The sequence below is a fragment of the Bradyrhizobium sp. genome (genome assembly GCF_035484855.1).
In the GTDB taxonomy this organism is placed as follows: Bacteria; Pseudomonadota; Alphaproteobacteria; order Rhizobiales; family Xanthobacteraceae; genus Bradyrhizobium.
In genome coordinates this window covers 1-23576 of sequence record NZ_DATHOP010000176.1, presented here as the reverse complement: position 1 = coordinate 23576, position 23576 = coordinate 1, and the positions used below count along the sequence as shown (strand labels likewise).

Annotated in this window: 30 protein-coding genes and 1 tRNA gene; 12 read left to right on the top strand and 19 right to left on the bottom strand. The window is 64.5% G+C overall.

Translation table 11 applies throughout. From position 1 onward, the window contains the following. Positions 1 to 1237 (top strand): benzoate-CoA ligase family protein (locus VK804_RS20170; protein ID WP_325373471.1); only part of this gene is annotated, 1237 nt, incomplete at its 5' end. A 158-nt stretch (positions 1238 to 1395) separates the two neighbouring features. Here the strand turns inward: VK804_RS20170 and VK804_RS20165 are convergent. The 3 genes from VK804_RS20165 to maiA are packed head-to-tail and all read right to left on the bottom strand — an operon-like array spanning position 1396 to position 3711. Next, positions 1396 to 2583: a 3-hydroxybenzoate 6-monooxygenase gene (locus tag VK804_RS20165; RefSeq protein WP_325373469.1), complete on the bottom strand. Its 1188-nt coding sequence runs from the start codon at positions 2581 to 2583 to the stop codon at positions 1396 to 1398. Then, positions 2583 to 3089 (bottom strand): MarR family transcriptional regulator, encoded by a 507-nt coding sequence (locus VK804_RS20160; protein ID WP_325373467.1) that lies wholly within the window; start codon positions 3087 to 3089, stop codon positions 2583 to 2585. Before VK804_RS20160 ends, VK804_RS20165 begins: the two co-directional genes overlap by 1 nt. After that, on the bottom strand, positions 3079 to 3711 hold the full coding sequence (gene maiA, locus VK804_RS20155; protein ID WP_325373465.1) for a maleylacetoacetate isomerase: 633 nt from the start codon (positions 3709 to 3711) through the stop codon (positions 3079 to 3081). The genes VK804_RS20160 and maiA overlap by 11 nt, the downstream gene beginning before the upstream one ends. Before the next feature lie 112 nt (positions 3712 to 3823). On the opposite strand from maiA, the gene gtdA reads away from it, so the two are divergent. Beyond that, positions 3824 to 4864 carry a gentisate 1,2-dioxygenase gene (gene gtdA, locus VK804_RS20150; RefSeq protein ID WP_325373463.1) on the top strand — a complete coding sequence of 347 codons (1041 nt, stop codon included), beginning with the start codon at positions 3824 to 3826 and terminating at the stop codon, positions 4862 to 4864. Between the two features lie 129 nt (positions 4865 to 4993). Here gtdA and VK804_RS20145 read toward each other — a convergent pair whose 3' ends face one another. From VK804_RS20145 to VK804_RS20120, 6 genes are all read right to left on the bottom strand, one after another. Next, positions 4994 to 5830, bottom strand: a complete 837-nt coding sequence (locus VK804_RS20145; RefSeq protein ID WP_325373461.1) for an ABC transporter permease — start codon at positions 5828 to 5830, stop codon at positions 4994 to 4996. Then, positions 5823 to 6596 (bottom strand): ABC transporter ATP-binding protein, encoded by a 774-nt coding sequence (locus tag VK804_RS20140; RefSeq protein WP_325373459.1) that lies wholly within the window; start codon positions 6594 to 6596, stop codon positions 5823 to 5825. The genes VK804_RS20145 and VK804_RS20140 overlap by 8 nt, the downstream gene beginning before the upstream one ends. A gap of 246 nt (positions 6597 to 6842) precedes the next feature. Further along, entirely contained in the window at positions 6843 to 7847 is a 1005-nt protein-coding gene (locus VK804_RS20135) for an ABC transporter substrate-binding protein (protein WP_325373457.1), read from the bottom strand. Between the two features lie 21 nt (positions 7848 to 7868). Then, positions 7869 to 9227, bottom strand: coding sequence for an FAD-dependent oxidoreductase (locus tag VK804_RS20130; RefSeq protein ID WP_325373455.1), 1359 nt, complete (start codon positions 9225 to 9227; stop codon positions 7869 to 7871). Beyond that, positions 9224 to 9514 carry a type II toxin-antitoxin system RelE/ParE family toxin gene (locus VK804_RS20125; protein WP_325373453.1) on the bottom strand — a complete coding sequence of 97 codons (291 nt, stop codon included), beginning with the start codon at positions 9512 to 9514 and terminating at the stop codon, positions 9224 to 9226. The genes VK804_RS20130 and VK804_RS20125 overlap by 4 nt, the downstream gene beginning before the upstream one ends. Further along, entirely contained in the window at positions 9511 to 9747 is a 237-nt protein-coding gene (locus VK804_RS20120; RefSeq protein ID WP_325373451.1) for a hypothetical protein, read from the bottom strand. The genes VK804_RS20125 and VK804_RS20120 overlap by 4 nt, the downstream gene beginning before the upstream one ends. A 129-nt stretch (positions 9748 to 9876) precedes the next feature. Between VK804_RS20120 and VK804_RS20115 the strand changes: the two genes are divergently transcribed. From VK804_RS20115 to VK804_RS20105, 3 genes are all read left to right on the top strand, one after another. Next, positions 9877 to 10851 (top strand): 2-dehydropantoate 2-reductase, encoded by a 975-nt coding sequence (locus VK804_RS20115; protein WP_325373449.1) that lies wholly within the window; start codon positions 9877 to 9879, stop codon positions 10849 to 10851. Positions 10852 to 10976: 125 nt separating this feature from the next. Beyond that, positions 10977 to 11759: an SDR family oxidoreductase gene (locus VK804_RS20110; RefSeq protein ID WP_325373447.1), complete on the top strand. Its 783-nt coding sequence runs from the start codon at positions 10977 to 10979 to the stop codon at positions 11757 to 11759. Positions 11760 to 11775: 16 nt separating this feature from the next. Continuing rightward, positions 11776 to 12033 (top strand): hypothetical protein, encoded by a 258-nt coding sequence (locus VK804_RS20105; protein ID WP_325373445.1) that lies wholly within the window; start codon positions 11776 to 11778, stop codon positions 12031 to 12033. 12 nt (positions 12034 to 12045) lie between these two features. Here VK804_RS20105 and VK804_RS20100 read toward each other — a convergent pair whose 3' ends face one another. From VK804_RS20100 to VK804_RS20085, 4 genes are all read right to left on the bottom strand, one after another. After that, on the bottom strand, positions 12046 to 12843 hold the full coding sequence (locus tag VK804_RS20100) for an enoyl-CoA hydratase-related protein (protein WP_325373443.1): 798 nt from the start codon (positions 12841 to 12843) through the stop codon (positions 12046 to 12048). A gap of 75 nt (positions 12844 to 12918) precedes the next feature. Beyond that, a complete protein-coding gene (locus tag VK804_RS20095) occupies positions 12919 to 13239 on the bottom strand; it encodes a monooxygenase (protein WP_325373441.1) in 321 nt (106 codons plus the stop codon). Between the two features lie 48 nt (positions 13240 to 13287). Beyond that, a tRNA-Arg gene (locus VK804_RS20090) sits at positions 13288 to 13364 on the bottom strand. A gap of 349 nt (positions 13365 to 13713) precedes the next feature. Then, a complete protein-coding gene (locus tag VK804_RS20085) occupies positions 13714 to 14085 on the bottom strand; it encodes a hypothetical protein (RefSeq protein ID WP_325373440.1) in 372 nt (123 codons plus the stop codon). A gap of 128 nt (positions 14086 to 14213) precedes the next feature. Between VK804_RS20085 and VK804_RS20080 the strand changes: the two genes are divergently transcribed. Both VK804_RS20080 and VK804_RS20075 read left to right on the top strand, forming a co-directional pair. After that, on the top strand, positions 14214 to 14732 hold the full coding sequence (locus tag VK804_RS20080; RefSeq protein ID WP_325373438.1) for an Lrp/AsnC family transcriptional regulator: 519 nt from the start codon (positions 14214 to 14216) through the stop codon (positions 14730 to 14732). Positions 14733 to 14863: 131 nt separating this feature from the next. Next, complete coding sequence (locus tag VK804_RS20075) at positions 14864 to 15169, top strand: hypothetical protein (RefSeq protein WP_325373437.1); 306 nt, start codon at positions 14864 to 14866, stop codon at positions 15167 to 15169. Positions 15170 to 15235: 66 nt separating this feature from the next. Here the strand turns inward: VK804_RS20075 and VK804_RS20070 are convergent, their stop codons facing one another. The 3 genes from VK804_RS20070 to VK804_RS20060 are packed head-to-tail and all read right to left on the bottom strand — an operon-like array spanning position 15236 to position 17048. After that, a complete protein-coding gene (locus VK804_RS20070; RefSeq protein ID WP_325373435.1) occupies positions 15236 to 15970 on the bottom strand; it encodes a YoaK family protein in 735 nt (244 codons plus the stop codon). A 48-nt stretch (positions 15971 to 16018) separates the two neighbouring features. Further along, positions 16019 to 16450 carry a hypothetical protein gene (locus VK804_RS20065; protein ID WP_325373434.1) on the bottom strand — a complete coding sequence of 144 codons (432 nt, stop codon included), beginning with the start codon at positions 16448 to 16450 and terminating at the stop codon, positions 16019 to 16021. 7 nt (positions 16451 to 16457) lie between these two features. Continuing rightward, positions 16458 to 17048, bottom strand: coding sequence for a sterol desaturase family protein (locus tag VK804_RS20060; RefSeq protein WP_325373432.1), 591 nt, complete (start codon positions 17046 to 17048; stop codon positions 16458 to 16460). Positions 17049 to 17378: 330 nt separating this feature from the next. On the opposite strand from VK804_RS20060, the gene VK804_RS20055 reads away from it, so the two are divergent. After that, positions 17379 to 17942, top strand: a complete 564-nt coding sequence (locus VK804_RS20055; protein WP_325373431.1) for a hypothetical protein — start codon at positions 17379 to 17381, stop codon at positions 17940 to 17942. Positions 17943 to 18082: 140 nt separating this feature from the next. Here the strand turns inward: VK804_RS20055 and VK804_RS20050 are convergent, their stop codons facing one another. Both VK804_RS20050 and VK804_RS20045 read right to left on the bottom strand, forming a co-directional pair. After that, positions 18083 to 18538 (bottom strand): CAP domain-containing protein, encoded by a 456-nt coding sequence (locus tag VK804_RS20050; protein ID WP_325373430.1) that lies wholly within the window; start codon positions 18536 to 18538, stop codon positions 18083 to 18085. 32 nt (positions 18539 to 18570) lie between these two features. Continuing rightward, positions 18571 to 19578 (bottom strand): 2-dehydropantoate 2-reductase, encoded by a 1008-nt coding sequence (locus VK804_RS20045; RefSeq protein WP_325373428.1) that lies wholly within the window; start codon positions 19576 to 19578, stop codon positions 18571 to 18573. Between the two features lie 144 nt (positions 19579 to 19722). Here VK804_RS20045 and VK804_RS20040 point away from each other — a divergent pair, with 144 nt between their 5' ends. Both VK804_RS20040 and VK804_RS20035 read left to right on the top strand, forming a co-directional pair. Beyond that, positions 19723 to 20286: a YidB family protein gene (locus VK804_RS20040; RefSeq protein WP_325373427.1), complete on the top strand. Its 564-nt coding sequence runs from the start codon at positions 19723 to 19725 to the stop codon at positions 20284 to 20286. Positions 20287 to 20341: 55 nt separating this feature from the next. Further along, the gene (locus tag VK804_RS20035; protein WP_325373425.1) at positions 20342 to 20620 is read left to right on the top strand and encodes a GlsB/YeaQ/YmgE family stress response membrane protein; all 279 of its coding nucleotides are present in this window, start codon (positions 20342 to 20344) and stop codon (positions 20618 to 20620) included. Positions 20621 to 20743: 123 nt separating this feature from the next. On the opposite strand, the gene VK804_RS20030 is transcribed toward VK804_RS20035, so the two are convergent. Further along, the gene (locus tag VK804_RS20030) at positions 20744 to 21526 is read right to left on the bottom strand and encodes an SDR family oxidoreductase (RefSeq protein WP_325373423.1); all 783 of its coding nucleotides are present in this window, start codon (positions 21524 to 21526) and stop codon (positions 20744 to 20746) included. A gap of 267 nt (positions 21527 to 21793) precedes the next feature. Here VK804_RS20030 and VK804_RS20025 point away from each other — a divergent pair, with 267 nt between their 5' ends. Then, complete coding sequence (locus tag VK804_RS20025) at positions 21794 to 22858, top strand: acyl-CoA dehydrogenase family protein (protein WP_325373421.1); 1065 nt, start codon at positions 21794 to 21796, stop codon at positions 22856 to 22858. A 19-nt stretch (positions 22859 to 22877) separates the two neighbouring features. Beyond that, a partial coding sequence (locus tag VK804_RS20020; protein ID WP_325373419.1) for an acyl-CoA dehydrogenase family protein occupies positions 22878 to 23576 on the top strand: 699 nt, incomplete at its 3' end.

Sequence of the window (23576 nt, the reverse complement as noted above, 5' to 3'; positions counted from 1 at the left end):
TTCCGTCGCCGTGGCGGAGGCGGAGTTCTGTTCGCGCTTCGACGCGGAGGCCTGCAAGGACACACAGCTCCGCACGCTCATGGTCGTCAACGGGGCGGTCGGGAGCCACGCCGCGCCGCAAGCGATCGCGGCTGACGCCTGGCTCGCAGGCTTTGCGGCCGATCTCGCCGAAGCCGACACCCATCGCGACGAGATGGCGTTCTGGATGTATTCGTCCGGCTCGACCGGACGGCCCAAGGGCATCGTCCATCTGCAGCACGACATGGCCTATAGCGACGCCGCGTTCGCGCAAAACGTCCTGAAGCTGTCGCCCGGCGACATCTGCTTCTCGGTCCCAAAAATGTTCTTCGCCTATGGCTTCGGCAATTCGATCACCTTCCCGTTTTCCGCTGGCGCGGCGACCCTGCTGCTGCCGGGACAACCAAAACCGGCGGCGATCTTCGAGGCGATCGAGCGCTTTCGCCCGAGCGTGTTCTTCGGGCTGCCGACGCTTTACACTTCGCTGACCAAGGCCAAGGGCGCGGATGCTGCGGATTTCTCATCGCTGCGCATGGCGGTCTCGGCGGCGGAAGTGCTTTCCGCCGAAGTCTTCAACGGCTGGAAGCGTTTGACCGGGCTCGAGATCGTCGAAGGGCTCGGCTCGACCGAAGTGCTGCACATCTATCTCTGCAACCGGCCGGACCGGAAGAAACTCGGCGCCGCCGGCCTTCGCGTGCCCGGCTACGAGATCGCGCTCAGGGACAGCGACGGCCACGAGGTCGGCGACGGCGAGGAAGGCATTTTGTGGGTGCGCGGCGATTCCGCGACCCCACTGTACTGGAACCGGCCGGACAAGACCGCCGAGAGCATCCGCGACCAGGGCTGGATCTACACCGGCGACCGTTTTGTGCGCGATGCCGACGGCTTTTACTTTTTCCGCGGCCGCGCCGATGATCTCATCAAAATTTCCGGCCAATGGGTTTATCCGCTCGAAGTCGAGCTCTGCCTCGCCGAGCACCCCGACCTGCGCGAATGCGCCGTCTTCGCCGCCGAACTGCCCGATCGCCGCATGACGTTGAAAGCGGTGGTGGTGATGAACGCGCGCGAATTCGACAAGGCCGATGCGACCAGGATGCTGCAGGATTTCGTCAAGGCAAAACTGTTGCCGTACAAATATCCGCGCGAGATCAAGTTCGTCGAGGAGCTCCCGAAGACCGGCACCGGCAAGATCGACCGGCAGGCGGTGATGCGGATTTAGGCGCGGCTTGTGCCGCTGCGCCTCCTCTCCCGCTCTTCGCGGGGGAGGGTTGGGGTGGGGGTGCCAGACCGAAAACAGGTGTCGCGTGGAGAGAGTTTCCCCCACCCGCCACGCTCTGACGAGCGCGTCGACCTCCCCCGCAAGCGGGGGAGGTGAAGTCAATTGCCCAACCCCGTCCCTCCGTACAGCCACGCCAGATCGCCGTACCAATCTTCCGAACTCTTCGCGCGCATGATCGTGTTGCGAAGACGGGCGTGGTCGCCGGAGGGATGATAGATGTGCTCGCCGATGGCGCGCGACAGCAACTGCACGCGCGCGGTGCGCGGAAAGCGCTGCGCGCGGTATTTTTCCAGCGCGCGTTCGTGATTCTCTGGATGGCTGGCCAGCACGTGCGACAGGCACACCGCATCCTCCATCGCCTGGCAGGCGCCTTGCGCGAAATATTGCAGCATTGGATGCGCGGCATCGCCAAGCAGCGCGACGCGGCCGTCGACCCAACGCTCGCTGGGATCGCGGTCGCACAGCACCCAGAGCCGCCAGTTCTTGCCGTGGCGGATGATGGTCTGCGCGCGCTCATGCACATGCGCAAAACCTCGCATCACCTCGTCGTCAGAGACCGGCTGGCCCGCCACCGGCTCCGGCGCGTCGTTGTGACAGGTGACGACGAGATTGAACACTTTCCAGCCCGACAGCGGATAATGCACGATGTGGCACTTGGGGCCCGCCCACAGCGTCGCCGCGTTCCAGCGCAAATCCTCGGGCATCTGCTCGGTCGGGATCACCGAGCGATAGGTAGTGTGGCCGGAGACGCGCGGCGGCCCGTCCGCGGTCACCTGCTTGCGGACGTTCGACCACAACCCGTCGGCGCCGATCAACAGCGATCCGCTGACGCGTTCGCCAGAACCGAGATGCGCCGTCACCGAGGCTCCATCCTGGTCATAGCCCATCACTTCGGCGCTGGTGCGAAGCTCGATCAATGCGTGACCTCGGCAGGCCTTCAGGAACACGCCATGCAGGTCACCGCGATGCACCACCGCATAGGGATTGCCGAACCGCGCGCGAAACGCGTCGCGCAGGTCGACATGGGTGATCTCTTCCGCCGTCAGCGCATCCATCAGCCGCAGCTGGTCGATATAAACCGCCATGTTCCGCGCGGCTTCGCCGACGCCGAGATAGTCGAAGGCATGAAACGCGTTGGGACCGAGCTGGATGCCGGCGCCGATCTCGCCGAGCGCGGACGCCTTCTCCAGCAGGATCGAACTGAGGCCCTTTTGCGCCAGCCCCAGTGCTGCGGCGAGGCCGCCGATGCCGCCGCCCGCGATCAGCACCGGCCGCGCGGCCGCCATCAGCCCGATTTCCCGAGATGTTCGAGGGCGTCTTCGGCGCGCAGCGGCACCCGCGAGGCCTCGTTGTTGAGATCGACCAGTTGCGTGAGCAGCGCCAGCAGCGTCTTGCGGTCGGCCGGTTTTAGGGGCTGCAGCATCCGCGCTTGCGCCCGATCGACCGCCGGCATGATGTCGCGCAGCAGCGCCGCGCCGGCCCTGGTCAGATATAGCAGCTTGATCCGCTTGTCCTCCCGCGAAGCCTTGCGCTCGATGTAGCCCTTGGTCTCCAGCCGCTCGATCACATTGCCGAGCGTCGAGCGGTCGAAAGCAATCACCGCCGAGAGCCTTGTGGCATCGATGCCGGGATGGGTGTGGATCGCGACCAGGGCGGCGAACTGCACCGGCGTCAAATCGTGCGCCCTGCACTCCTCGACGAAGATCGAGACCGCGATCTGCTGCATCCGGCGGAACAGATAGCCGGGCGCGGTGTAGACCGCGTCCATCGTGATTTGCGGCTTACTCGGCATCGGGCTGCTTGTCGGGTGCTGCGTCGGCGAACGCCTTGTTGGCTTTCGCGGCCGCCTCGGCCTGCAACAGGCGGGGATAGGCAGCGACATCGACGCCGAAGCGGCGCGCATTGGCCAGTTGCGGCACCAGGCAAAGGTCGGCCAGCGTCGGCGTCGCGCCGAAACAGAACGCGCCGGGTTCGCTCGCGATCAGGGTCTCGCAGGCGGCAAGTCCCTCGCGGTTAGCCCAGGCGGCCCAGCCGGTGACCTGTTCCTCGGGGAGGCCGAGCTCGCGCAGCCGCGCCAGCACCTTCAAATTTTGCACCGGATGGGTATCGCAGGCCAGCGCCTGCGCAAAGGCGCGGACTTTGGCACGGCGCAGCGGATCGTCAGGCAATAGCGGCGGCGTGGGATGGGTTTCGTCCAGCCATTCGATGATGGCGAGCGACTGCGTCAGGATCGCGCCGGCGTCATTTTCCAGCGTCGGCACCAGGCCTTGCGGGTTGATGGCGAGATAGGCCGGCGCGCATTGTTCGCCCTTGCGCAGATGGTGCGACAGGTGCTCCGCGCCCAGGCCCTTCAGATTCAAGGCGATTCGGACCCGGTAGGACGCGCTGCTGCGGAAATAGCCGTGCAGCTTCATGGGAACCTCCCTCGAAATTTCTGGTTGGCTTGTCGCCGCCGCCGTTGACGCTAGCCATATTGTAAGTATGCTGTCAATCTCGCGAAGCAACAAGAACCACGGGAGGCTCGCCATGGAAGCCGTACAGAAGACGCCGGAACGCGAGGCATTTTATCAGAAGATCGACGGCGAAAATCTCGCGGCGCTCTGGAACGTGATGGGCGACCTGATCACGCCGGAGCCGAAAAGCGCCTGCCGCCCTCACTTGTGGAAATTCGACGCCATCCGCGATTACATGACCGAGGCCGGAAAACTGATCACCGCCAAGGAAGCTGAGCGGCGGGTGCTGATCCTGGAAAATCCGGGCCTGCGCGGCCAATCGAAGATTACGACCTCGCTGTTCGCGGGCGTGCAGATGGTGGTGCCCGGCGACATCGCGCCGGCGCACCGACACAGCCAGTCGGCGCTACGCTTCATCCTCGAAGGCAAGGGCGCCTATACCTCGGTCGACGGCGAGCGCACCGCGATGGAGCCCGGCGATTTCGTGATCACGCCGTCGATGACCTGGCACGATCACAGTAACGAAACCTCTGAGCCGATGTTCTGGCTCGACGGGCTCGACATCCCCATGGTGCAGTTCTTCGACGCCTCCTTTGCCGAAGGCCTGAAGGAGGACCAGCAGAAGATCACCAAACCCGCCGGCGACAGCTTTGCCCGCTACGGCCACAACCTCCTCCCGGTCGACGAAAAGCGCGTGTCGAAGACTTCGCCGATCTTCAACTATCCATACAGCCACACCCGCGAGGCGCTGGAGCAGGCGAAAGCCCGCAACGAATGGGACGCCTGCCATGGGCTGAAGCTGAAATTCTCCAATCCCGAGACCGGCGACTTCGCGATGCCGACCATCGGCACCTTCATCCAGCTATTGCCGAAGGGATTCAAGACCGCGCGTTATCGCGCCACGGACGCCACGGTGTTCGCCGCGATCGAGGGCAAGGGCCGCTCGCGGATCGGCGAGCAGACGTTTGAATGGGGCCCGCGCGACCTGTTCGTGGTGCCGAGCTGGCAGTGGGTCACCCACGAGGCGGACGAAGATTCCGTGCTGTTCAGTTTTTCGGATCGCCCGGTGCAGCAGAAGCTCGATCTGTTCCGGGAAGATCGCGGGAATGCGTGATTTATCGTCGTCCCGGCCTCCGAGCCGGGTCCCATAACCACCGGCGTCCGTTTTGCGAAGGCAACTGCCACATCGGATCATCGATGGATCACGCGGTATGGGTCCCGGCTCGAGGCCGGGACGACGAATTCACCGCCAGTGCAACAGCCGCGTCTCCAGCCAATTGATCAACTTCCCCACCGCCAGTCCGAACAGCGACAGGATCACCACGCCCGCCAATAGCTGATCGGTCTGCATCAGGTTGCCGGCCTGCAGCACAAAGGCGCCGATGCCGTATTCGGCGCCGATCATCTCGGCGCTCACCACCAGCAGCAGCGCCACTGACGCTGTGATGCGGAAGCCGGCGAGGATCGAGGGCAGCGCGCCCGGCCAGATCACCCGGCGAACGATGGCGTGGAATGGCACATTGAAACTCTGCGCCATCCGGATCAAATTGCGCGGCACATTGTCGACGCCGCTATAGACTGAGATCGCGGTGGAGAAGAACACGCCCAGCGCGATGGTCGCGATCTTCGGCTCCTCGCCGATCCCGAGCCACAGAATCAGGAGCGGCAACAGCGCGATCTTCGGGATCGGGAACAGCGCCGAGATGAAGGTAATGCCGATGCCGCGCGCGAGGCTTGAGAGCCCGATCGCGAAGCCGATGACGACGCCGGCTACCGTGCCGAGAATCCAGCCCGTTCCGATCCGCATGATCGACCAGGACAGATGGTGCCAGAGCGCGCCCGAGAGCGCGAGCTGCCAGATCGCGCGCACGATCGCTGAAGGCGGCGGCAGGAACAGCGGATTGACGAGGCGGGCGCTGCCGGCGAGTTGCCAAAGCCCGATCACGAGCACCAGCGCGACCCAGCCCGCAGTGCGTCCCGTCCTCGGCATGAAACCGCCGCCGCGAAATTCGACCGGGCGCGTATCGCCGGCCGGATCAGTCGGCGGCGAAGCCGGCTCCGTTGCCGCCCGCTCAAGCATGCTGGACCTCGCGCTCGGCGTCGATTGCTTGTTCGCGGATCAGCGACCACAGCTCGCTCTGCAGCGCCAGCAGCCTTTCGCGGGCCGCGATGTCGCCGCGCTCGGCGCGGGTCAGGGGAATCGCGACCACCTCGCGGATGCGGCCGGGGCGCCGCGACAGCACGACGATGCGGTCGGCGAGCCGCACCGCTTCTTCCAGATTATGCGTGACATAGACCGCGCCCATCGAACCATCGGCGAGCAACCGGACAAAATCCTCCATCAGCAATTCGCGGGTCTGCGAATCCAGCGCTGACAGCGGCTCGTCCATCAAGAGGATCGCAGGCCTGACCGCAAGCGCCCGGGCAATGCCGACGCGCTGGCGCATGCCGCCGGACAACTGCTTTGGATAGGTGGCGCGAAAATCGGAAAGGCTGGTGCGGCGCAGCGCATCCTCGACGACCGCGCGACGTTCGCCGAGGGTGAGGCCCGTATGCAGCAACGGAAATTCGACATTCTCTTCCACCGTGCACCAGGGCAGCAGCGCAAAATCCTGGAACACGAAGGTCAGCGGATTGAGGCTGCCCTTTGGCGCGGCGCCCCGCAATTCGGCCGCGCCCGCGCTCGGCTGCAACAACCCGCCGAGAACCTGTAACAGCGTGCTCTTGCCGCAACCGGAGGGGCCGACGATCGCCACCACCTCGCCCGCGCCGACCGTGAACGACACGTCGTCGAGCACGTCGAGTGCGCCGAAGCGGTGGCTGATATGGTCGGCGATCAGGTCCATGTGTTCTACCAGATCTCATTTTGACTCGTCATGCCCGGGCCTGTCCCGGGCATCCACGTCTTAACTGCATAACAGCAAGAAAGACGTGGATGGCCGGGTCAAGCCCGGCCATGACGAAAAAGCTGCTGCACGCGCGACAAATCAATTCCACCCCCTGTCATTCCGGGATGGTCCGAAGGACCAGACCCGGAATCTCGAGATTCCGGGTTCGAGGCTTCGCCTCGCCCCGGAATGACGGCAGCACCATCAATCCGGCTTTACATATTCCCTGGCGATGATGTCGCCGGCAGTGAATCCCTTGTCCACGAAGCCCTGCTGCTGCAGCCAGGCGATCTGGTTGTCGACGTTCCTGACGTCGAGCTTGCCGTCGGGATCGACATAGGCGCAATTGCCGACCACCTGCTCGACCGGCAGATTGGTGTATTTGGCGATGATTTCCAGCAGCGCTTTTGTCGCCTCATTGATCGGCGCCTTGCCGCCGGCGACGCTGGCGAGAATCACGTCATGATATTCGCGGTCGGCGCGCTCGAGCGCGGCGAGAAGTCTGGTCACCAGCGGCTTGTCGGCCACTGTCTTCGGCGCAGCAAACACCGCGCCGAGTTGCCACGGCGTCTCGTCGCCGACCCAGCCCAATAGTTTGGCGCCGCCGTCGTCGATCAGCTTGCGCGCGGTCGAGGCCGGCAGCAGCGCGGCATCGACGGTTTCGCCTTTCAGCGCCGCGGCCGCGTTCGACAGCGACTGCAACGGCACGACCTTCACATCGCTCAGTTTGAAGCCGTATTTGTCGGCGAGCAGCCCGAGCGAATAATGAAAGCTGGAGCCGGTCTGCGTCACCGCGACGCGCTTGCCGGCGAGATCTTTTGGCGTCTTCAAGCCGGCGGCATAGGCGTTGTTGCTCGCGAAATAGCCGATCAGGGGATAGCCGGCCTTTTCGCGGCTCATGCCGCCGATCACCTTCAGCGTGCCCTTGCCGGCGAGATTATAGAGCCCGGCGGTGAACGCAGTGATGCCAAAATCGACATCGCCCGAAGTGGTCGCAACTGCGATCGGCTGCGCGGCGTCGAAGAATGTCAGCTCGATATCGAGACCTGCGTCCTTGAAGTAGCCCTTGTCCTGCGCGATGAACACCGGCGCCGACGACGACAGCCGCAACACGCCTATTTTGGCTTTCAGGAGATCATCGGCATGAGCGAGGCCACTCGCCGCAATTCCAAGCAGGCCGGCCGCTGCGAGCAGCGCAAATCTCACCATCAAGTTTCCTCCGGCTTTTCTTTACAGCCCCTCGGGCACATTCTGATCCCGCCCGATAAACGCCCCTTGCCGCTTCAATTGCAACTGCAACTTTTCGACCGCGATCTCGCGCGGCGCCGTATTGCCTGACAGAGCCAGCGCGGCCGCGGTGCCCGCCGCTTCACCCATGACGAAACAGCCGCCGGAGACGCGCGCGGCCGACTGGCCGTCATGGGTCATCGAGGCGCAACGGCCCGCAACCAGCAGATTGTCGACGCCCGCGGGCACCAGCATGCGATACGGCAATTCGTTGAACCCGCGCGATTCCGGGATCGGCGGGAATTTGAACACCACGTCGCCGGCGACATGCTGCTCCATCGGCCAGCCGTTGACACCGATACTATCGTCGAACGAAGCGCAGCCGAGCACGTCGTCGCCGAAGAGCATGTAGCCCCCAACCACGCGGCGGGTTTCGCGGATGCCAAGCTGCGGCGGCAGGTCGACGATGTAGGATTTTTCAAAGCCCGGCACGGTGCGCAGGAACTCGAAGGCCGCGACCGCCTGACGGCGGCCGTCGATCTCGCCGCGCGTCAGTTCGTCGGGGTCGAGCCCGTTGACCGCCTTGCCGTCCGCGCGCGCAAGTTGGGTGAAATTCACCCGCCATTCGATCTGCGAACGCTGCGGCCGCACGATCGCGGCCTTGCGCGGGAAACGATGCGTGCCGGCGGCCTCGGCCCGTTCCATCAGCGCCGGGATGCTCCGCCAGGCCTCGCCGGCCTTCTCCGGATCGATGCCGTTGAGGCGAAACATCATCGATGGGTACAACATGCTGCCGGCGTTGTCGCCGACCTCGAAAGCAGCCCCGGCCCAGGCCGCGAGATCGCCGTCGCCGGAGCAATCGATGAAGATGCGGGCCGCAACAGCCCGTCGCCCCGCCCTGGTCTCGACGAACAGCGCGTTGATGCGCCGCTCGTCATGCATCGCCACCCCGGCGCCGAGCGCATGGAACAGGATATCGACCTTGTGGGCGGCCAACAGATCGTCGGCCGCGATCTTGTAGGCCGCGGTGTCGTAGGCCTGCGCCAGGATCTTGCCGAGCACCAGATGCGGCGCGTTCAACCCGCCGAGCCGGTCGATACGATCGAGCAATTCGGAGGCGATGCCCTGCACCACGCGCCGCATCTCGCCAAACACATTGGCGTGCAGCCCGCAGAAATTCGTCACCCCTGCCGCCGTCCCCATGCCGCCGAGAAAGCCATAGCGTTCGATCAAGAGCGTGCGGCGGCCCGCGCGCGCGGCAGCGACGGCCGCCGCGATCCCGGCAGGCCCGCCGCCGAGGACGACGACCTCATATTCGCCATAGAGCGGGATTTGGCGCGCGGGTTCTTCGATTGATTTCATTCCCGTTCACGATCTTGGGCGCCATGGTAGACGCCGAGAATGAGCACTTCATCGGAATCGGCCGCGCCAGTCTGGTAGACAATGATATAAGGCAACCCGCGCACCACCCACTCATGTGTGCCGGCGACGCGGCCGGCATGCCCCATACGCGGGAATTCCGTCAGACGTTCGGCGGCGTGCCTGATACGCGCGACGACCTGTGTGGCGGCGACCGGGTTACGAACCCTGATGTAGCCGTAAATTGAAGCAATGTGCTCCCGCGCCTGGGCGGTATAGCGCAGCCTCACACGCCGCATGACTTCCAGAGCGCCGCCATCTGCTCGTCGGTTGCGAACGTAGCCCTGCCCTCGCGAACTTCGAGCTGGATACGGGTGACCTCTTCGGCCTGGGCGTCGTTCAGCCGGTAGCCGCTGATGTCCTGCCGCTCCATTTCGAGCAGGATCGCCGCGGCGTCCTCCTGGCGCTCTCTGGGCCAGTGCCGGACGCGTTCTATGAGTTCTTCGAGATTCTTCGCTGCCATGCCCCCTTATAGCAAACTTTTCCGCTCCCGTCACCGTGAGCGCTGCGCCCAGCACTCGCGAGCAGTTGCGCTTGCGGGCAGGCTCGTGGAAACTGGCCCTACGAGCCCTTGGACAGGAACCCCTCCCCCATGCGCATCTGTATTTTCGGCTCTGGCGCCGTCGGCAGCCATTTTGCGGTACGGCTGGCGCTGGCAGGACACGAGGTGTCTTGCGTGATGCGCGGGGCGCATCTCGAAGCGGTAAAGGCGCGCGGCCTGACGCTTCGGGTTGGCGAGGCCGAATTCACGGCGAAAGTAAAAGCGTCCGACAATCCGGCAGCGCTGGGTACGCAGGATCTCGTGATCTCGACGCTGAAAGCCAACGCGGTTGCCAGCCTCGTCGGCGGCCTGCCGCCGCTGCTCGGCGACGACACGGCCGTCGTGTTCGCCCAGAACGGCATTCCCTGGTGGTACGACATCGGGATTGCGCCCGATCATCCGCCGGTGCCGGAGCTTGGCTTTCTCGACGCCGGCGGGCGCCTGCGCGCCACGGTTTCGCGGGAGCGGATCATCGGCGGGGTGATCTTTTCGTCGAACGAGGTGGTCGCGCCCGGCATTGTCGCCAACCTCTCGCCGGACCGCAACCTGCTGCTGGTCGGCGAATGCGACGACCGCGCCGGCGCGCGGATCGAACGGCTGAGGGCCGTGCTGAATGAAGCCTCGATCGGCTCGCCGCCGGCGGCGCGAATCCGGGAGGCGATCTGGTCAAAACTCCTGACCAACATGTCGATGTCGGTGCTGTGCGTGATCACCGGCCAGACCGCTAGGGCCGTACGGGACGATGAGGCGCTGCGCGAGGTGGTGCCGCGGCTGCTCGATGAATCCGACAGCATCGCGCAAAGCTGCTTCCCCGGGATCAAGCGCGTGACCCGCACCGGGCCCGCGCCCAATCACAAGCCATCCATCCTGCAGGACTACGAACTCGGCCGCCCGATGGAGATCGACGCGCTGGTGCGCGCGCCGGCGGCGTTCGCGCGGGCTGCCAATCTGTCGACGCCGACGCTCGACCTTCTAGCAGCCCTGGCGATTCAGAGGGCGCGGGACAAGGGGCTGTATAAGGGTTGAGCACAGCATTTTCGTCATGGCCGGGCGTCGTCCCGGCCATCCACGTCTCTGCTGCTAGAAAAGGAAAGGCGTGGATGCCCGGGACAAGCCCGGGCATGACAAGTTGAAACGCGGGAGAAATCATCGTGCACATCAAAGACAAGGTCTGCGTCGTCACGGGAGCCGCCAGCGGCATCGGCGAGGCGGTAGCGCGGGCTTACGCACACGAAGGCGCGCGCGGGGTCGTGGTCGCCGACCTCAAATCGTCGCGCGAACGGCTCGCAAAGGTCGCCGGCGACATCGACGCGCTTGCCGTGACCGCCGACGTGGCCCAGGAGCAAGACATCAAGGCGCTGATCGCGGCGGCCGAGGACAAATATGGCCCGATCGACGTGTTCTTCTCCAATGCCGGGCTGTCCCGCAAGGGTCAGGAGACGGCCTCCGATGCCGACTGGGACGTGAGCTGGCGGGTGCATGTGATGAGCCATGTGTTCGCCGCGCGCGCGCTGGTCCCCGGCATGCTGGCGCGCGGCTCCGGCTATCTGCTGAACACCGCATCCGCCGCCGGCCTGTTGGCCTCGCTGAATTCGATGCCTTACGGGGTGACCAAGAGCGCCGCGGTGGCGCTCGCCGAGCATCTCGCCATTCAATATGGCGACCGCGGCATTCGCGTTTCCGTGCTGTGTCCGCAATCGGTGCAGACCGGCATGACCATGCCGGGCCCGAGCGCGGCGCGGGTCGACGGCGTCATGCAGCCCGCAGAGGTCGCCCGTATCGTGATCGAGGCGATGGAGGCCGAGCGCTTTCTGATCCTGTCGCATCCGCAGGTCCATGACTACGTGCAGCGCAAGGCCTCCAACACCGAGCGATGGCTGACCGGCATGCGGCGGCTGCGCGACAAGATCTATGGCGCTCCGCAGGCGGGCTGACGCAAGTCAGGGATCAATGGCGTTGAAATACCTCGTGCCCCTCACGCTCGCGCTGATGCTCGGGACGACGCCTTCCCTGGCGGTGGAGCAATGCCGGTTCATCCAGGCCAAGCCCGAGCGGGAAGCCTGCTATCAGCGGCAGGAGGCGGAGCTTGCCGCCAGGCGCAAGCCCGAGCCGGCCTACGACACCACGCGGCTCGAGTCGCTGAAGCAGATGCGCGAGGAAGACGACGCGGTCTACAGGAGCCTGCGCAGCATCTGCCGGGGATGCTGAGCGTCGCCGGCGCTAGCCCTTGCGCGCCCAGTTGCCGGCGCGCTTTTCGGCGAACGAGGCGAGGCCTTCGGAGGCCTCTTCTGTCTGGCGCTTGGCGGCATGCATGCGGACGAGACGCGCATAAGCCTCGTCGTCGATGCTCAAGCCGCCGAACGAGCTTTCCAGCGCCAGCGCCTTGGTCTCCGTCAGGGCTTGCGGCGCATTCGCCAGCAATTGCTCGACCACTTTGGCGCCCGCGGCCTCCAGTTCGGAAAGCGGCACCACCTCGTGCACCAGGCCGATCCGCCGGGCATCGGCCGCGCCAAAGCGCTCGCCGGTCAGCGCGTAGCGGCGAACCTGGCGGACGCCGATGGCGTCGCACAGTTGCGGGATGATGATCGCCGCCGTCAGCCCCCAGCGCACTTCGGTGATCGAGAACATAGCGTTGTCGGCGGCGATCACGACGTCACAGGCGGAAATGATCCCGGTGCCGCCGCCGAAGCAGCCGCCCTGCACCAGCGCCACCGTCGGAACCGGCAACAGGTTCAGCCGCTGCACCGCCTCGAAGGTCGCTCTCGAGACCGCCTCGTTCTCGGCGGCCGATTGCGGCCGCACCGCGTTGATCCATTTCAGGTCGGCGCCGGCCTGAAAATGCTTGCCGTTGCCTTTCAGCACCACGACGCGAACAGGCTTGTTGCCGAGTTCATCCATCGCCGCGAGCACGCCGTTGATCAGGCCGGAATCGTAGGCATTGTTGACCTCGGGCCGGTTCAGCGTGACGGTAGCGACGCCACGCTGGTCGAGCTCCCACAACACCGGATTGGCAGGCATGGGACGATCCTTCATCGTTGCGCCGCGGCGGCGCGTCGGGCGGGCAGGAGTTTTCGCGATTGCGAGGCGGCGCGATTATTCGGCCGCGTCGAGAGCCGTCTTGGGAAGCGTGTTGTCGACGACGACAGGCGTCTCGAAAAAGCTGATCTCGGGCGGGGCGCCGTAGCGCTCGGTGATCATCTGGCGCCATTCGGCGTTGTAGACCCGCTCGGCGGCCTCGCGGCTTTCCCAGAGATAGCAGCCGCCGCCGGTACGGCTGTCGGCGTCGAACAAATAGTATTTCCGGACCAGGCCTTCGAGCCCCTGATACTTCGGCGCGGAGTTTTGGAACACCTGTGCCACCTTGGCGGCGTCCCACGCGGCAGGCAACTTGAAACGGACAATGGCGGTAATCATCGGCAAACCCTCCGCGCGCGCATCGAGGCCATCAAAACCTCGGAAAACTGGCGATCCCGGCATGACTCGAACATGCGACCTACGGTTTAGGAAACCGTCGCTCTATCCGGCTGAGCTACGGGACCGGATGCCCGCCGCAAGCGGCGGGGTATCTCGGCGCTGAATACCAGAATGGCGGCATGATCGCCAGCCTCCGGAAAGCGCGCCGGTGTCCCATGTGGACAAGGCCGCCGATATCAAGCTGCGGTAACGGGGAGGGGCGGTGCCAAAGCATGATGAATTCAGGTCCGGGCTGAGGCTTCTTGGCCGGACAACAAAAATATCGAAAACAACCCCATGCAAAGTAGCCGATGGGCGGCCACCTCTCCGATAGGGAGAGCTCGGCGCACTCGGATCGGCGCTTTTGCGCGGTCGCCCAGGGCTAACCGGGCGTTGCAACGTCCCTTTCACGAGGGATTTGCAATGACACGGAAGCTAGCCGCCACCCTCCTTCAAACCATAGTCATTGAAATACATGCCGGGCTCGAATTGCCGAATTTCGACGCTCCTTGAGACTTTCAGATCCGGCCCGCCGATGCGTTGCAAGAGCACGTCAAGAATGGCTTGGCCGAGAGCTTTGCGGATCTCCTCATCTCGTCGCCTGGAGAAGCTTATCGCGACATGGACAAACTCCCGATTTGGGTCTGACCCTACGATCCGTTGCGCTATCGGAATCGCGCGGGACTTGATGCGGTCCATTTCGAAGGAAGGGTGCTTGCCGAGCATTCCGTGAAGTTCGAGCAACAGACGATCAATATCGCAGCGTTCGGCCAGCCCCGTCGAATACTCCAAGACGATGTGAGGCATGTGTCCGTTCCCGCTGTGGTGTGCGATCCCGGTTCATATTATGTTGAGTTTTGCAGATTCCCCAGGCACAAGGCGAGGGCTACTGCGGATATGATGCGCATAATGCTTTGCATAACTCGGATTTAGCCATGCAAAAGAAAGTCACGCTCGACGAGACGGATTGGAAAATCCTGGAAGCGTTGCAACGCGATGGGCGTTGCTCGTTTCGCGACCTCGCGTTGCAAATCGCGTTGTCGCCGCCGGCGACGGCAGAGCGGGTGCGGCGATTGGAGGCGGATGGCGTAATCGCCGGGTATCAGGCCGTATTGGACCCAGCCGCGCTTGGGCATGGGCTCGAGGCGATTGTGCGCATTTCAGTCGCATCGGGTCGGCAATGTGTCACGTTGCTGGACGAGTTGGCGAAGCTCCCCGAGGTCCTGGAGGCGTATCGCGTCACAGGAACCGAGAGTGCGGTTGCGCGCATTGCCGTGTCGTCGAGCGCGCATCTCCAACTGGTGATCGACCGCTTGACAACCATTGGGAAGCCGACGACCTCGATCTGCACGTCCAGCTTTCGCCGAACGCCACAGTTCGGGCGTGCCACGCCAAGGTCACCTTCGCCCGTTCGTCGCCGTGGCCAGCGAGCACCGCGCAGACGCTCTGAATGATGTCGGCTAAAAGCCAATCTCATCCGCCCTTTTGCCGGAGACGAAATCGACTGGCCCGAACGTCGATTTTTGGTCAGAATGGACAACATCCCCCTTTGGGCAGGCCAATCGATCGAACGGGTCAAGACGTCATGAAAAGCATCGCCGGTTTAACCCTGTTCTTGGCCATCGTGGCAAGCGCCGCCAACGCGCACGAAATGGTTCGCGTCGAGCAGGCTTACCCGGGCAAGCCCTATGACTACATCGTCCACGTCCTGAACACCTATGCCATCGGCTACAATCCGGAGGTGCGCGAAGACCGCAACCGCATGGCGCTGAAATTGCTGCGGGGTCAATGCCGCGCGCCGCGCGTCGTGGGCGACGACAAGATCAGCACCGAGATCTGGGGCATCACCTCGAGCCGTCCCGACTATATCGTGCTGGTGAAATGCGCGTGAGAGCGGCGGCGATGGCGTGGCAGATCCTCGGTGCCGATGCGGCGGATACCGTCGACTGGCCCCGATCTAAGACGGGCGGGCATACCACAGCGCCAAACTTCCGACCGGCAGAATAGCCAACATGATGCAGGGCAGCCCGAGCGTGATGTAGGCGACGGCGCCGAGCACGACGCCTGCGAGGAAGCCAATCCAGATCGGGAGCAGCGCTGCGATCTCGCGGCGCGCCCGGGTGTAGACGGCACTCGAAGTCCCGGAAGGGTCGGCTTTGTTGCGCCCGATCCAGCCGAGCAGCAGTTCTGCCGCGCCGATGGCGAGCCGCGTCGTATTCGTCGTCATCACGTTGGTCGAGGCCACACCCCGCATCAGCAGGTACACCAGCGCGCTTTGTGCGCCCATCGCCGCCATTCCGAACAGCAACGCGACGACTGCCTCCGGCGCGTCCAGACTGCGGAAGGGCATGCCGGCCAGGCACGAAGCCGACAATCCGATCAGCAGGATGCATTCGACCGACAGGCTCCAGGCCAGGGCGGCGCGCGGACGCTCTCTCATGGAATGGACGAGCACGGTCACGGCCATGCCCGCAAGAAAGAACGAGGGAATGGCGAGAAGTTTTGCAAGCGCGCCCAGTTCGCTCCGGAAGAGTTCCGTTCCGGCAAGGACCAGGCTGCCTGTCAGCTGCGCAACGAAGACGCCGAACAGACCCAGGAAAGTGCAGGTGTCGACGTAGCCGGCGACGATGCTCAGCACGATCGGGATCGGCCTGGGAATCACAATGGAATTCAGCGGCCGCGTCTCGCTCATGTTCATCACCTTAGCGGTCTTGTGAAGTGACGCCCCTGCAGCCCATCCTCACCCGCGAACCCCGGCAGCTTTCAACGCCTCCTCCAGCCCCTGCGGATCGTCGGTGCCGATGCGGCGGATTTCGTTCGATTTCAGCCGCAGCTCGACGACGTCCAGCCCCGACACGTTGTAGAGCCGAAAGCCGGGCCGCATCCGGATGCCGAACCCGTTCCACCAGTGGTTACGCACCGCCGCTGCGGTTTGGATTTCATCGAGCGCAAGCCGGTAGCGCCATAACCCCGGGCCGAAATACCAGCGCAGCTCGCCTTCGCCGACCTCGACCGTCAGCGACGAGAACAGCCACGCGACCGCGACCAGCACGACCGCCACGACCGCGGCCGGCCACTGCCCGCTCCGCCATACGATCGCGGCATCGAATGCCGCGACCACCAGGCAGATGATGATCGTGAGCGTGCCGCGCTGCGTGTGACGATACGGCATGGCGGCCTCAGGAGTGGAGATGGCGGGTGGTGGCGCTCTTTTCGCCGGCGGCGGGTCCGCGGAAGGTGCCGAACACGCCGTCGAGTGTGGGATTGCTGACGCCGAACCAGTGCTTCTCGCTGACGAAATGATGGCGCAGATGATATTGCTTGATCCAGCGGCCGAGCCGCGTGCGCGGCTGGTAGGGAATATGGGCGACGTAATGCACCCACTCATAGCGCAGGATCGCCAGCATCATCCCGAGCAGCGCGGGCGCCGCGGCCTGCGATCCGAACACCAGCGCGAACAATCCGGCCGCAATCGCGAGGTTCGGCAGCAGAAACCAGATCGGCAGGAACAGCAGGTCAAGCCGGCCCGGCTCGACATGGTGATCGTAATGCAGGCGGTGCTGCAGGTTGCGCAGCACCGGCCATGGCAGCGGCGGTGCGTGAAAGGCGAAACGATGCATGCCGTATTCGACCAGATAGAACAGCAGCGCCCCGAGCAGGATCATGCCCGGCTGCAGCGCGACCACCCCTAGCAGCCAGAGCAGTATTTCAGCCACCACACCGGCCAATAGCGCCGCAACCCCGCCATGACGAATGAATACGAGAAACATTCCCGGCCACCCTTTGGATCCGGTGAGTTGGCCATCCGCCCGCAACACGCGCTTTGCGTCGATGCGGACGTGCCGAAATAAAATATCAGAGCGGGTTCCTGATCGCCAGCGGATAGCGGCGGGGAAATCCGCGGCAGAACGGCATCACTGTGTCCTGCTGGTCACGTCAAGCGAAAAAGCCCGCGCCGTTCGCCGGAAAATCGCTGCGCTGCGGGGTGACAAGCCAACACAAAATGGCGACAATTCGCTGACATTGTGGCTTGAGCGTTTGCCTTGATTTACGCCGCTGGGGAATCGTCCGTGCTTGCTTCACGCATGTGCGCTTTGGCTATGACCGCAATCGCGGCCTGCGCGATGCTGACGCTTTCGCGCGCGCAGGCGCAGTGGTGGTCGCGCGCGCCGGTTGATTTCGAGGAATGCGCCGAGAAGGCCGGCAACACCGCAAACAAGGAAGAGAAGTCGGCGCAATTGACCGAATGCAACGCAAAATTCGCCGGGCGCCGCAAGCCGGGCGGCGGCTATACCTATTACGACTTCATGCAGAACCGCAGCTTCGACATTGCGGGCCCGAATCCGACGGCGGAAGAGCAGAAAAAAATCGACGAGCAATATACCGCCTTTCTCGAACAGGAGCGGCGCCACAGCATCGCCGCCGCGATCTCTGAAAAGCAGCAGCAATTGCTGCAGCAGGCATCGCTAAAGGACGAGAAGGTGCCACCGCCGGCTGCGGCCCCCAGCAAGCCGCCGCCGGCCGCGAGCGAGGTCAAGCCGCGCCCGAAGGCGGACGATTGCGCCAGGCATTCATTCTCCTGCGACTGGCCGCGGCTTTCGGAAGGCTGGAAGGATCTGAAGAAGCTGTTCAGTCCATCGCCGAGCAAGGCGAAGCGGAGCTGATCGCGACCGTCGCCCCGGCGAAGGCCGGGGGCCCATAACCACCGGCGATTGTGGCGAAAGAAGCCGTCTGATACCTCGGCCAAGCTGATAAGCCGCGGCGTATGGATCCCGGCCTTCGCCGGGATGACGCAAGCACTACCTCAGTCCGTGATCACCATCGCCCAGAACTTCCGGTAAGGCGATTTCGGATTGTCCACCGAAGCGACGCCGACGCGGCGGGCCCCGGCCATCAGCAGATTCTCGCGGTGACCGGCAGAGTCTTCCCACTGTTTCAGCATTTCGGAAAAGGTCAGGAACCCGGCGCCGATATTTTCAGCGGCCCTCATCTTGCGCAAGGAAGCCACCCGCGTCGCAAAACTGCCGCCGGCGAAGTGGCTGACCGTGCCGGTTGCCGCCATCACACGCGCCTGCTTGAGCGCAACCGCGGCAAGGCGCTCGTCCGAGCGCACCGCGGGCAAGCCATGCGCGCGGCGATAGGCGCTGATCGCACCGGCATAGTCGGCGGTCGACGCCGCGGCGACAAAGCTCGGGCTGAAGATCAGCGCGAGCAGAAACAGCATGGTCGGGAATTTCGCCCGCATGATCGGTCGATCCATGCCCGGCGTCGTGAATGCGATCGGCGTCTTTTTCAAGGCAACGGCCGGATCTGTTCCGGCGTCAGCCTCGGCGATCCCTTGCCATCCGCCTCGGCATCCCTGACCAGCGCCACCACGCGACGGGAGATCGGCACCGGCAGCCCATGCCGGTCGGCGATTTCGACGATGACGCCTTGCAGATAGTCGATCTCGGTACGCCGGCCGCGCGATAAATCCTCCCACATCGACGAGCGCGCCTCCGGATCGATCTTCATGGTGCCTCCGAGCGCTGCTGCGAAGATGGCGTCGGGCAGCCGCAGCAGATGCGGCGTCCAGCTCGCCGGGACCGGCGTCGGCGACACCGGCCGGATGCCCCCGGCGCGGATCGCCACGAAACCTTCCGCCATCTGGTCGGCGAACAGGCTGCGCCAGGCGCGCTGCCCGAGCTGCTGGCGCAGCGGTAGACCGGACAGCGCGTTGAGCGCGTTGTTGAGATTGACCAGGAGCTTGCCCCATTGCACGCTGGCGATGTTGCCGGTGGGGCGCATCTTGAGCCCCGGCACCGAAAGCCGGGCGGCCGTGCCGGCTTCGTCGGCCTCGATCACGATATCGCCTGAAGTGGCGCGATGATATCGCGCAGGCTGCGGCGCGGTGACGTTGAACGGCACCATGGCCGCGAGCACCTTTCTCCCCGGCAACCGGTCGCGCAGCGCCGGCACATTGCCGACGCCGTTCTGCAAAGACACGATGACGGCATCCGTCGGCGCGTGTTTTGCAATGATATCGGCGACCTCTGCGGTATCGGCGCTCTTCACCGTTACCAGCACCGCGCCGGCGTCATGAAAGATCGAAGGATCCTCCGACATCGTCAGCGCGTTCGGCGCGATCCGCCGCTCGAACCCGTCAAAGCCCGTCAGCCGCAGGCCGCCCTCCTCGATCTCGCCGATCACGCGCGGCCGCGCCAACAGCGCGACGCGGCGGCCGGCGGCAGCACACATGCCGCCGACAAAACAGCCGATACTGCCAGCCCCCGCCACCGCGATCGGTCTGTCCGAATTCATGCCGCGCTGCCCTCTTCCAACGATCGCTTCGATAGCAGACTTCGACGTTCGATGTCGCTTTCTCGCGTCGCCCTTGCCTTGTAACCGTCATGGCGCGCCGTTATGTTTTCGGCCGGGCTGGCTCTACCCCGGGAGGAGAAGGAAATGGGTTTACTCGACGTACTCAACGGGATGCAGCATGGCCCGCGGGGCCCGAGCAACCCGAGCGCGCAGTCGGGCGGGATGTCGCCGCTGACCATGGCGATCCTCGGACTGCTCGCCTACAAGGCGGTCAAGCATTTCAGCAACAGCCCGGCTGGCCCAGGCCCGTCGCCCTCCCCCTCCCCGGGCACCGGCAGTGCCACGGGCGGAGGAACGGCCGGCGGTCTCTGCGACGTGCTGAAGGGCGGATTGGGCGGCCTGCTCGCCGGCGGCGCCGCCGGCAGCGTGATCTCGGGCGGGCTCGGCGATTTGCTCAAGCAGTTGCAGCAGAACGGCCACGGCGAGACCGCCAACACATGGGTCGGCAACGGGCCGAACAAGACGATTTCGCCCAACGATCTCGCCAGCGCGCTCGGCGCCGACCAGATCGACAATCTGTCGTCGCAAAGCGGCCTGTCGCGGGACGAATTGCTGGCCGGGCTCGCCCAGCATCTGCCCGATGTCATCAATCATTTGACGCCGGACGGGCGGCTGCCGACCGAAAGCGAATTGTCCGGCCGGATTTGATTTCGGCCGCCGGCCACTTTTTGAAGCTCCGCTTTTTCAGGAAAGGACGACCATCATGAGCGGCATCATCTGGATCATCATCGTCGGCTTCATTGCCGGAATCATCGCGCGCCTGCTTTCGCCGGGCCCGAACAATCCGTCAGGCTTTATCCTGACCACCATCCTGGGCATCGCCGGCGCGTTCCTGGCGACCTGGATCGGCCAGGCCATCGGCCATTACGGTCCCGATCAGGGCGCCGGCTTCATCACCGCGACCATCGGCGCGCTGCTGGTGCTGTTCATCTGGAACCGGCTGGTGGCGAGCGGCGTGATTCCGGATAAAAGCGCGAAATGACGGCGCGGCCGTCATTCCGGGGCGATGCGAAGCATCGAACCCGGAATCTCGAGATTCCCCGATGCGCAATTGCGCATCTGAGGTCTGGTGCTACGCACCATCCCGGAATGACGGATCAGAAGCTCACGTGATCAAATGCGCGCCGGCATCCATCCGGACCACTTCGCCGGTCATGTTGCTCGAGGCCGGCGTGGCGAGGAAACACACCAATGCTGCGACATCTTCTGCGGTCGAGGCCCGCTTGAGCGGCACTTTCGCCACCACCGAATCGCGCACCTGCTTGGCGCCTTCCTCGCCGCGGCCCTTGGTGAACCAGGGCGTATCGATATAGCCGGGACAGACGGTATTGACGCGGATCAGCGGCGCCAGCGCGCGCGCCAGCGAATAGGTGATGGTGTTGAGCGCGCCTTTGCTCGCAGCATACGCAATCGACGAACCGATGCCGCTGATGCCCGCGACCGAGGAGACGTTGACCACCGCCGACGCCCGTCCCGAAGCTTTCGCGCTGGCTTCCAGCAGACTTCGCGCCGCGCGCACCATCTGGAACGGCCCGATGGTGTTGACGCCGAACAGCCGCTGAAAATCCTCCGCCGACAGACCGTCGAGATTGCCGTGCGCCATGTGCTTGGTGGTGCCGGCATTGTTGATCAGCGCGTCGAGACGCCCCCAGGGCGCTGCGGCCGCGACGATCTTCTTGCAGTCCTCGTCGCGCGACACGTCGCCCTGCACCACCACCACCTCGCCGCCTGCGGCTCGGCAGAGATCGGCGGTTGCTTCGGCTTCCTTCGCGCTGGAGGAATAATTGACGACGATGCGCCCGCCAGCCTTGGCCAGGATCGCCGCCGTCGCGGCTCCCAAACCCGACGCCGAACCCGTGACTACAGCGCACAAACCATCCCCGGACATCCGCATTTCCTTTTTGTGATTTTTGCCCAACTTAAGTCCCGGCGATCTACCATATCGTGCCGTAAAATGCGCGCAAAACCGCAAAACTCCGCCTGCCGGAATTAATAATTCCGCCCCGCCAACCCTTCATGTCGCTCCCGCAGGGCGCGTTGCGGACATCGGCGCTTGTCATGGCGGTGGCTTTTCCCCATCATCGGGTGCAAGAAAAGTCCGCAACCCGAACCCTTCGCCGGGCGGGATGCACGGAATCGAGCAACGGGGAACGCTGTGGTGGAGAGTGAGAACATTGTCGCCGAGACCGCGGAGAAGATCTTTTCCGATCTCGCCGACGCGCAGACCATCAACCGCGACAAAAAGGGCGAGTGGAAAGCGCCGCTGTGGCAGGCGCTGGCCGAGAACGGCCTGCCGCTGTCATGGGTGCCGGAGGATTGCGGCGGTTCCGGCGCGAGCCTCGCCGAAGGCTTTGGTGTGCTGAGCGCGGCCGGACGCTTTGCGATCGCGGTGCCGCTGGCGGAAACCATGCTGGCGGGGTGGCTGCTGGCGCAGGCGAAAATCACCTCCCCTGAAGGCGCGATGACGGTCGCGCCGGCAAGCCCGAAGGATCGAATCGCGCTCAATGCCGACGGCACTTTGAGCGGCCGCGCGCGCGGCGTTCCCTTTGCCAAGGATTCAAAGCATATCGCCGTGCTGGCGCACGGCGCAGGCGGTGTTTCGATCGCGCTGGTCGATGCGACGCAATGCCGGATCGAGGCTGGGCTCAACCTGGCGAGCGACGGCAGCGACACCGTGACCTTTGCCAATGTCGCACCCGTCGCCATCAAGCCGGCGCCGAAGGGATTCGACCAGACTTCGCTGATGCTGATGGGCGCGGTGGTGCGCAGCCTGCAGATCGCAGGCGCGATGGAATCCATGCTCGACATCAGCGTGCGCTATTCCAACGAGCGCGTCGCCTTCGAGAAGAAAATCTCGAAATTCCAGGCGGTGCAGCACAATCTCGCTCGCCTCGCCGGCGAGACCGCCGCCGCCATGACCGCGGCAAGTTCGGCGGCCGACACCATCGCCAATGCCAAGAGCTTCGACGACGCCGTATTCCTCGAGGCCACCGCTGCAAAAATCCGCTGCGCGGAGGCGGCCGAGAAGGGCGCGGCGATCGCCCATCAGGTGCATGGTGCGATCGGCTACACGCTCGAACACATACTGCATCGCTACACCATGCGGGCGCTGGCCTGGCGCGACGATTTCGGCCATGAGAGTTACTGGGCGGTCGAACTAGGCAAGCGCGTCGCCGCGCGCGGTGCCGACGATCTGTGGCCGCTGGTCGCTTCGCGCTAAATCTCAGGAAAGATCACACATGACCGCAGCGCTCCGTTTCGATCCGATCCGCCTGCCGCCCGAATGCGAGAAGCTGCGCAAGGAAGTCCGCGCGTTCCTGGCCGAGGAAATCGCGGCAGGCACCTTCGATCCGCATCGCCCGCAAGGCGGTGACAGCGACGTGCCCGGATTTTCCAAGCGGGTCGGCGAGCGCGGCTGGATCGGCATGACCTGGCCCAAAAAATATGGCGGGCATGAACGTTCGTTTCTCGAACGCTATGTGGTCACCGAGGAGATGCGGGTGGCCAATGCGCCGACCCGGCGCTTCTTCGTCGCCGACCGGCAGAGCGGCCCGGTGCTTCTGAAATACGCGCCCGAGCACATCAAGATGGACATCCTGCCGCGCATCTGCCGTGGCGAGGTATGCTTCTCGATCGGCATGAGCGCGCCGAACTCCGGCTCCGACCTGTTCGCCGCCAAGACCAAGGCGACCAAAACCGACGGCGGCTTCCTGATCAACGGCACCAAGATCTGGACCTCGTCGGCGCAAGTGGCGAACTACATGCTGGCGATCTTCCGCACCTCGCCCTCGACCAAGGAAAACCGCCGCCACGGGCTGACGCAGTTTCTGGTCGACATGAAGACGCCGGGCATCAAGGTCAACCCGATCGGGCAATTGACCGGAAAATCGGAGTTCAACGAGGTCGTCTTCACCGACGCCTTCGTGCCCGAGGATCAC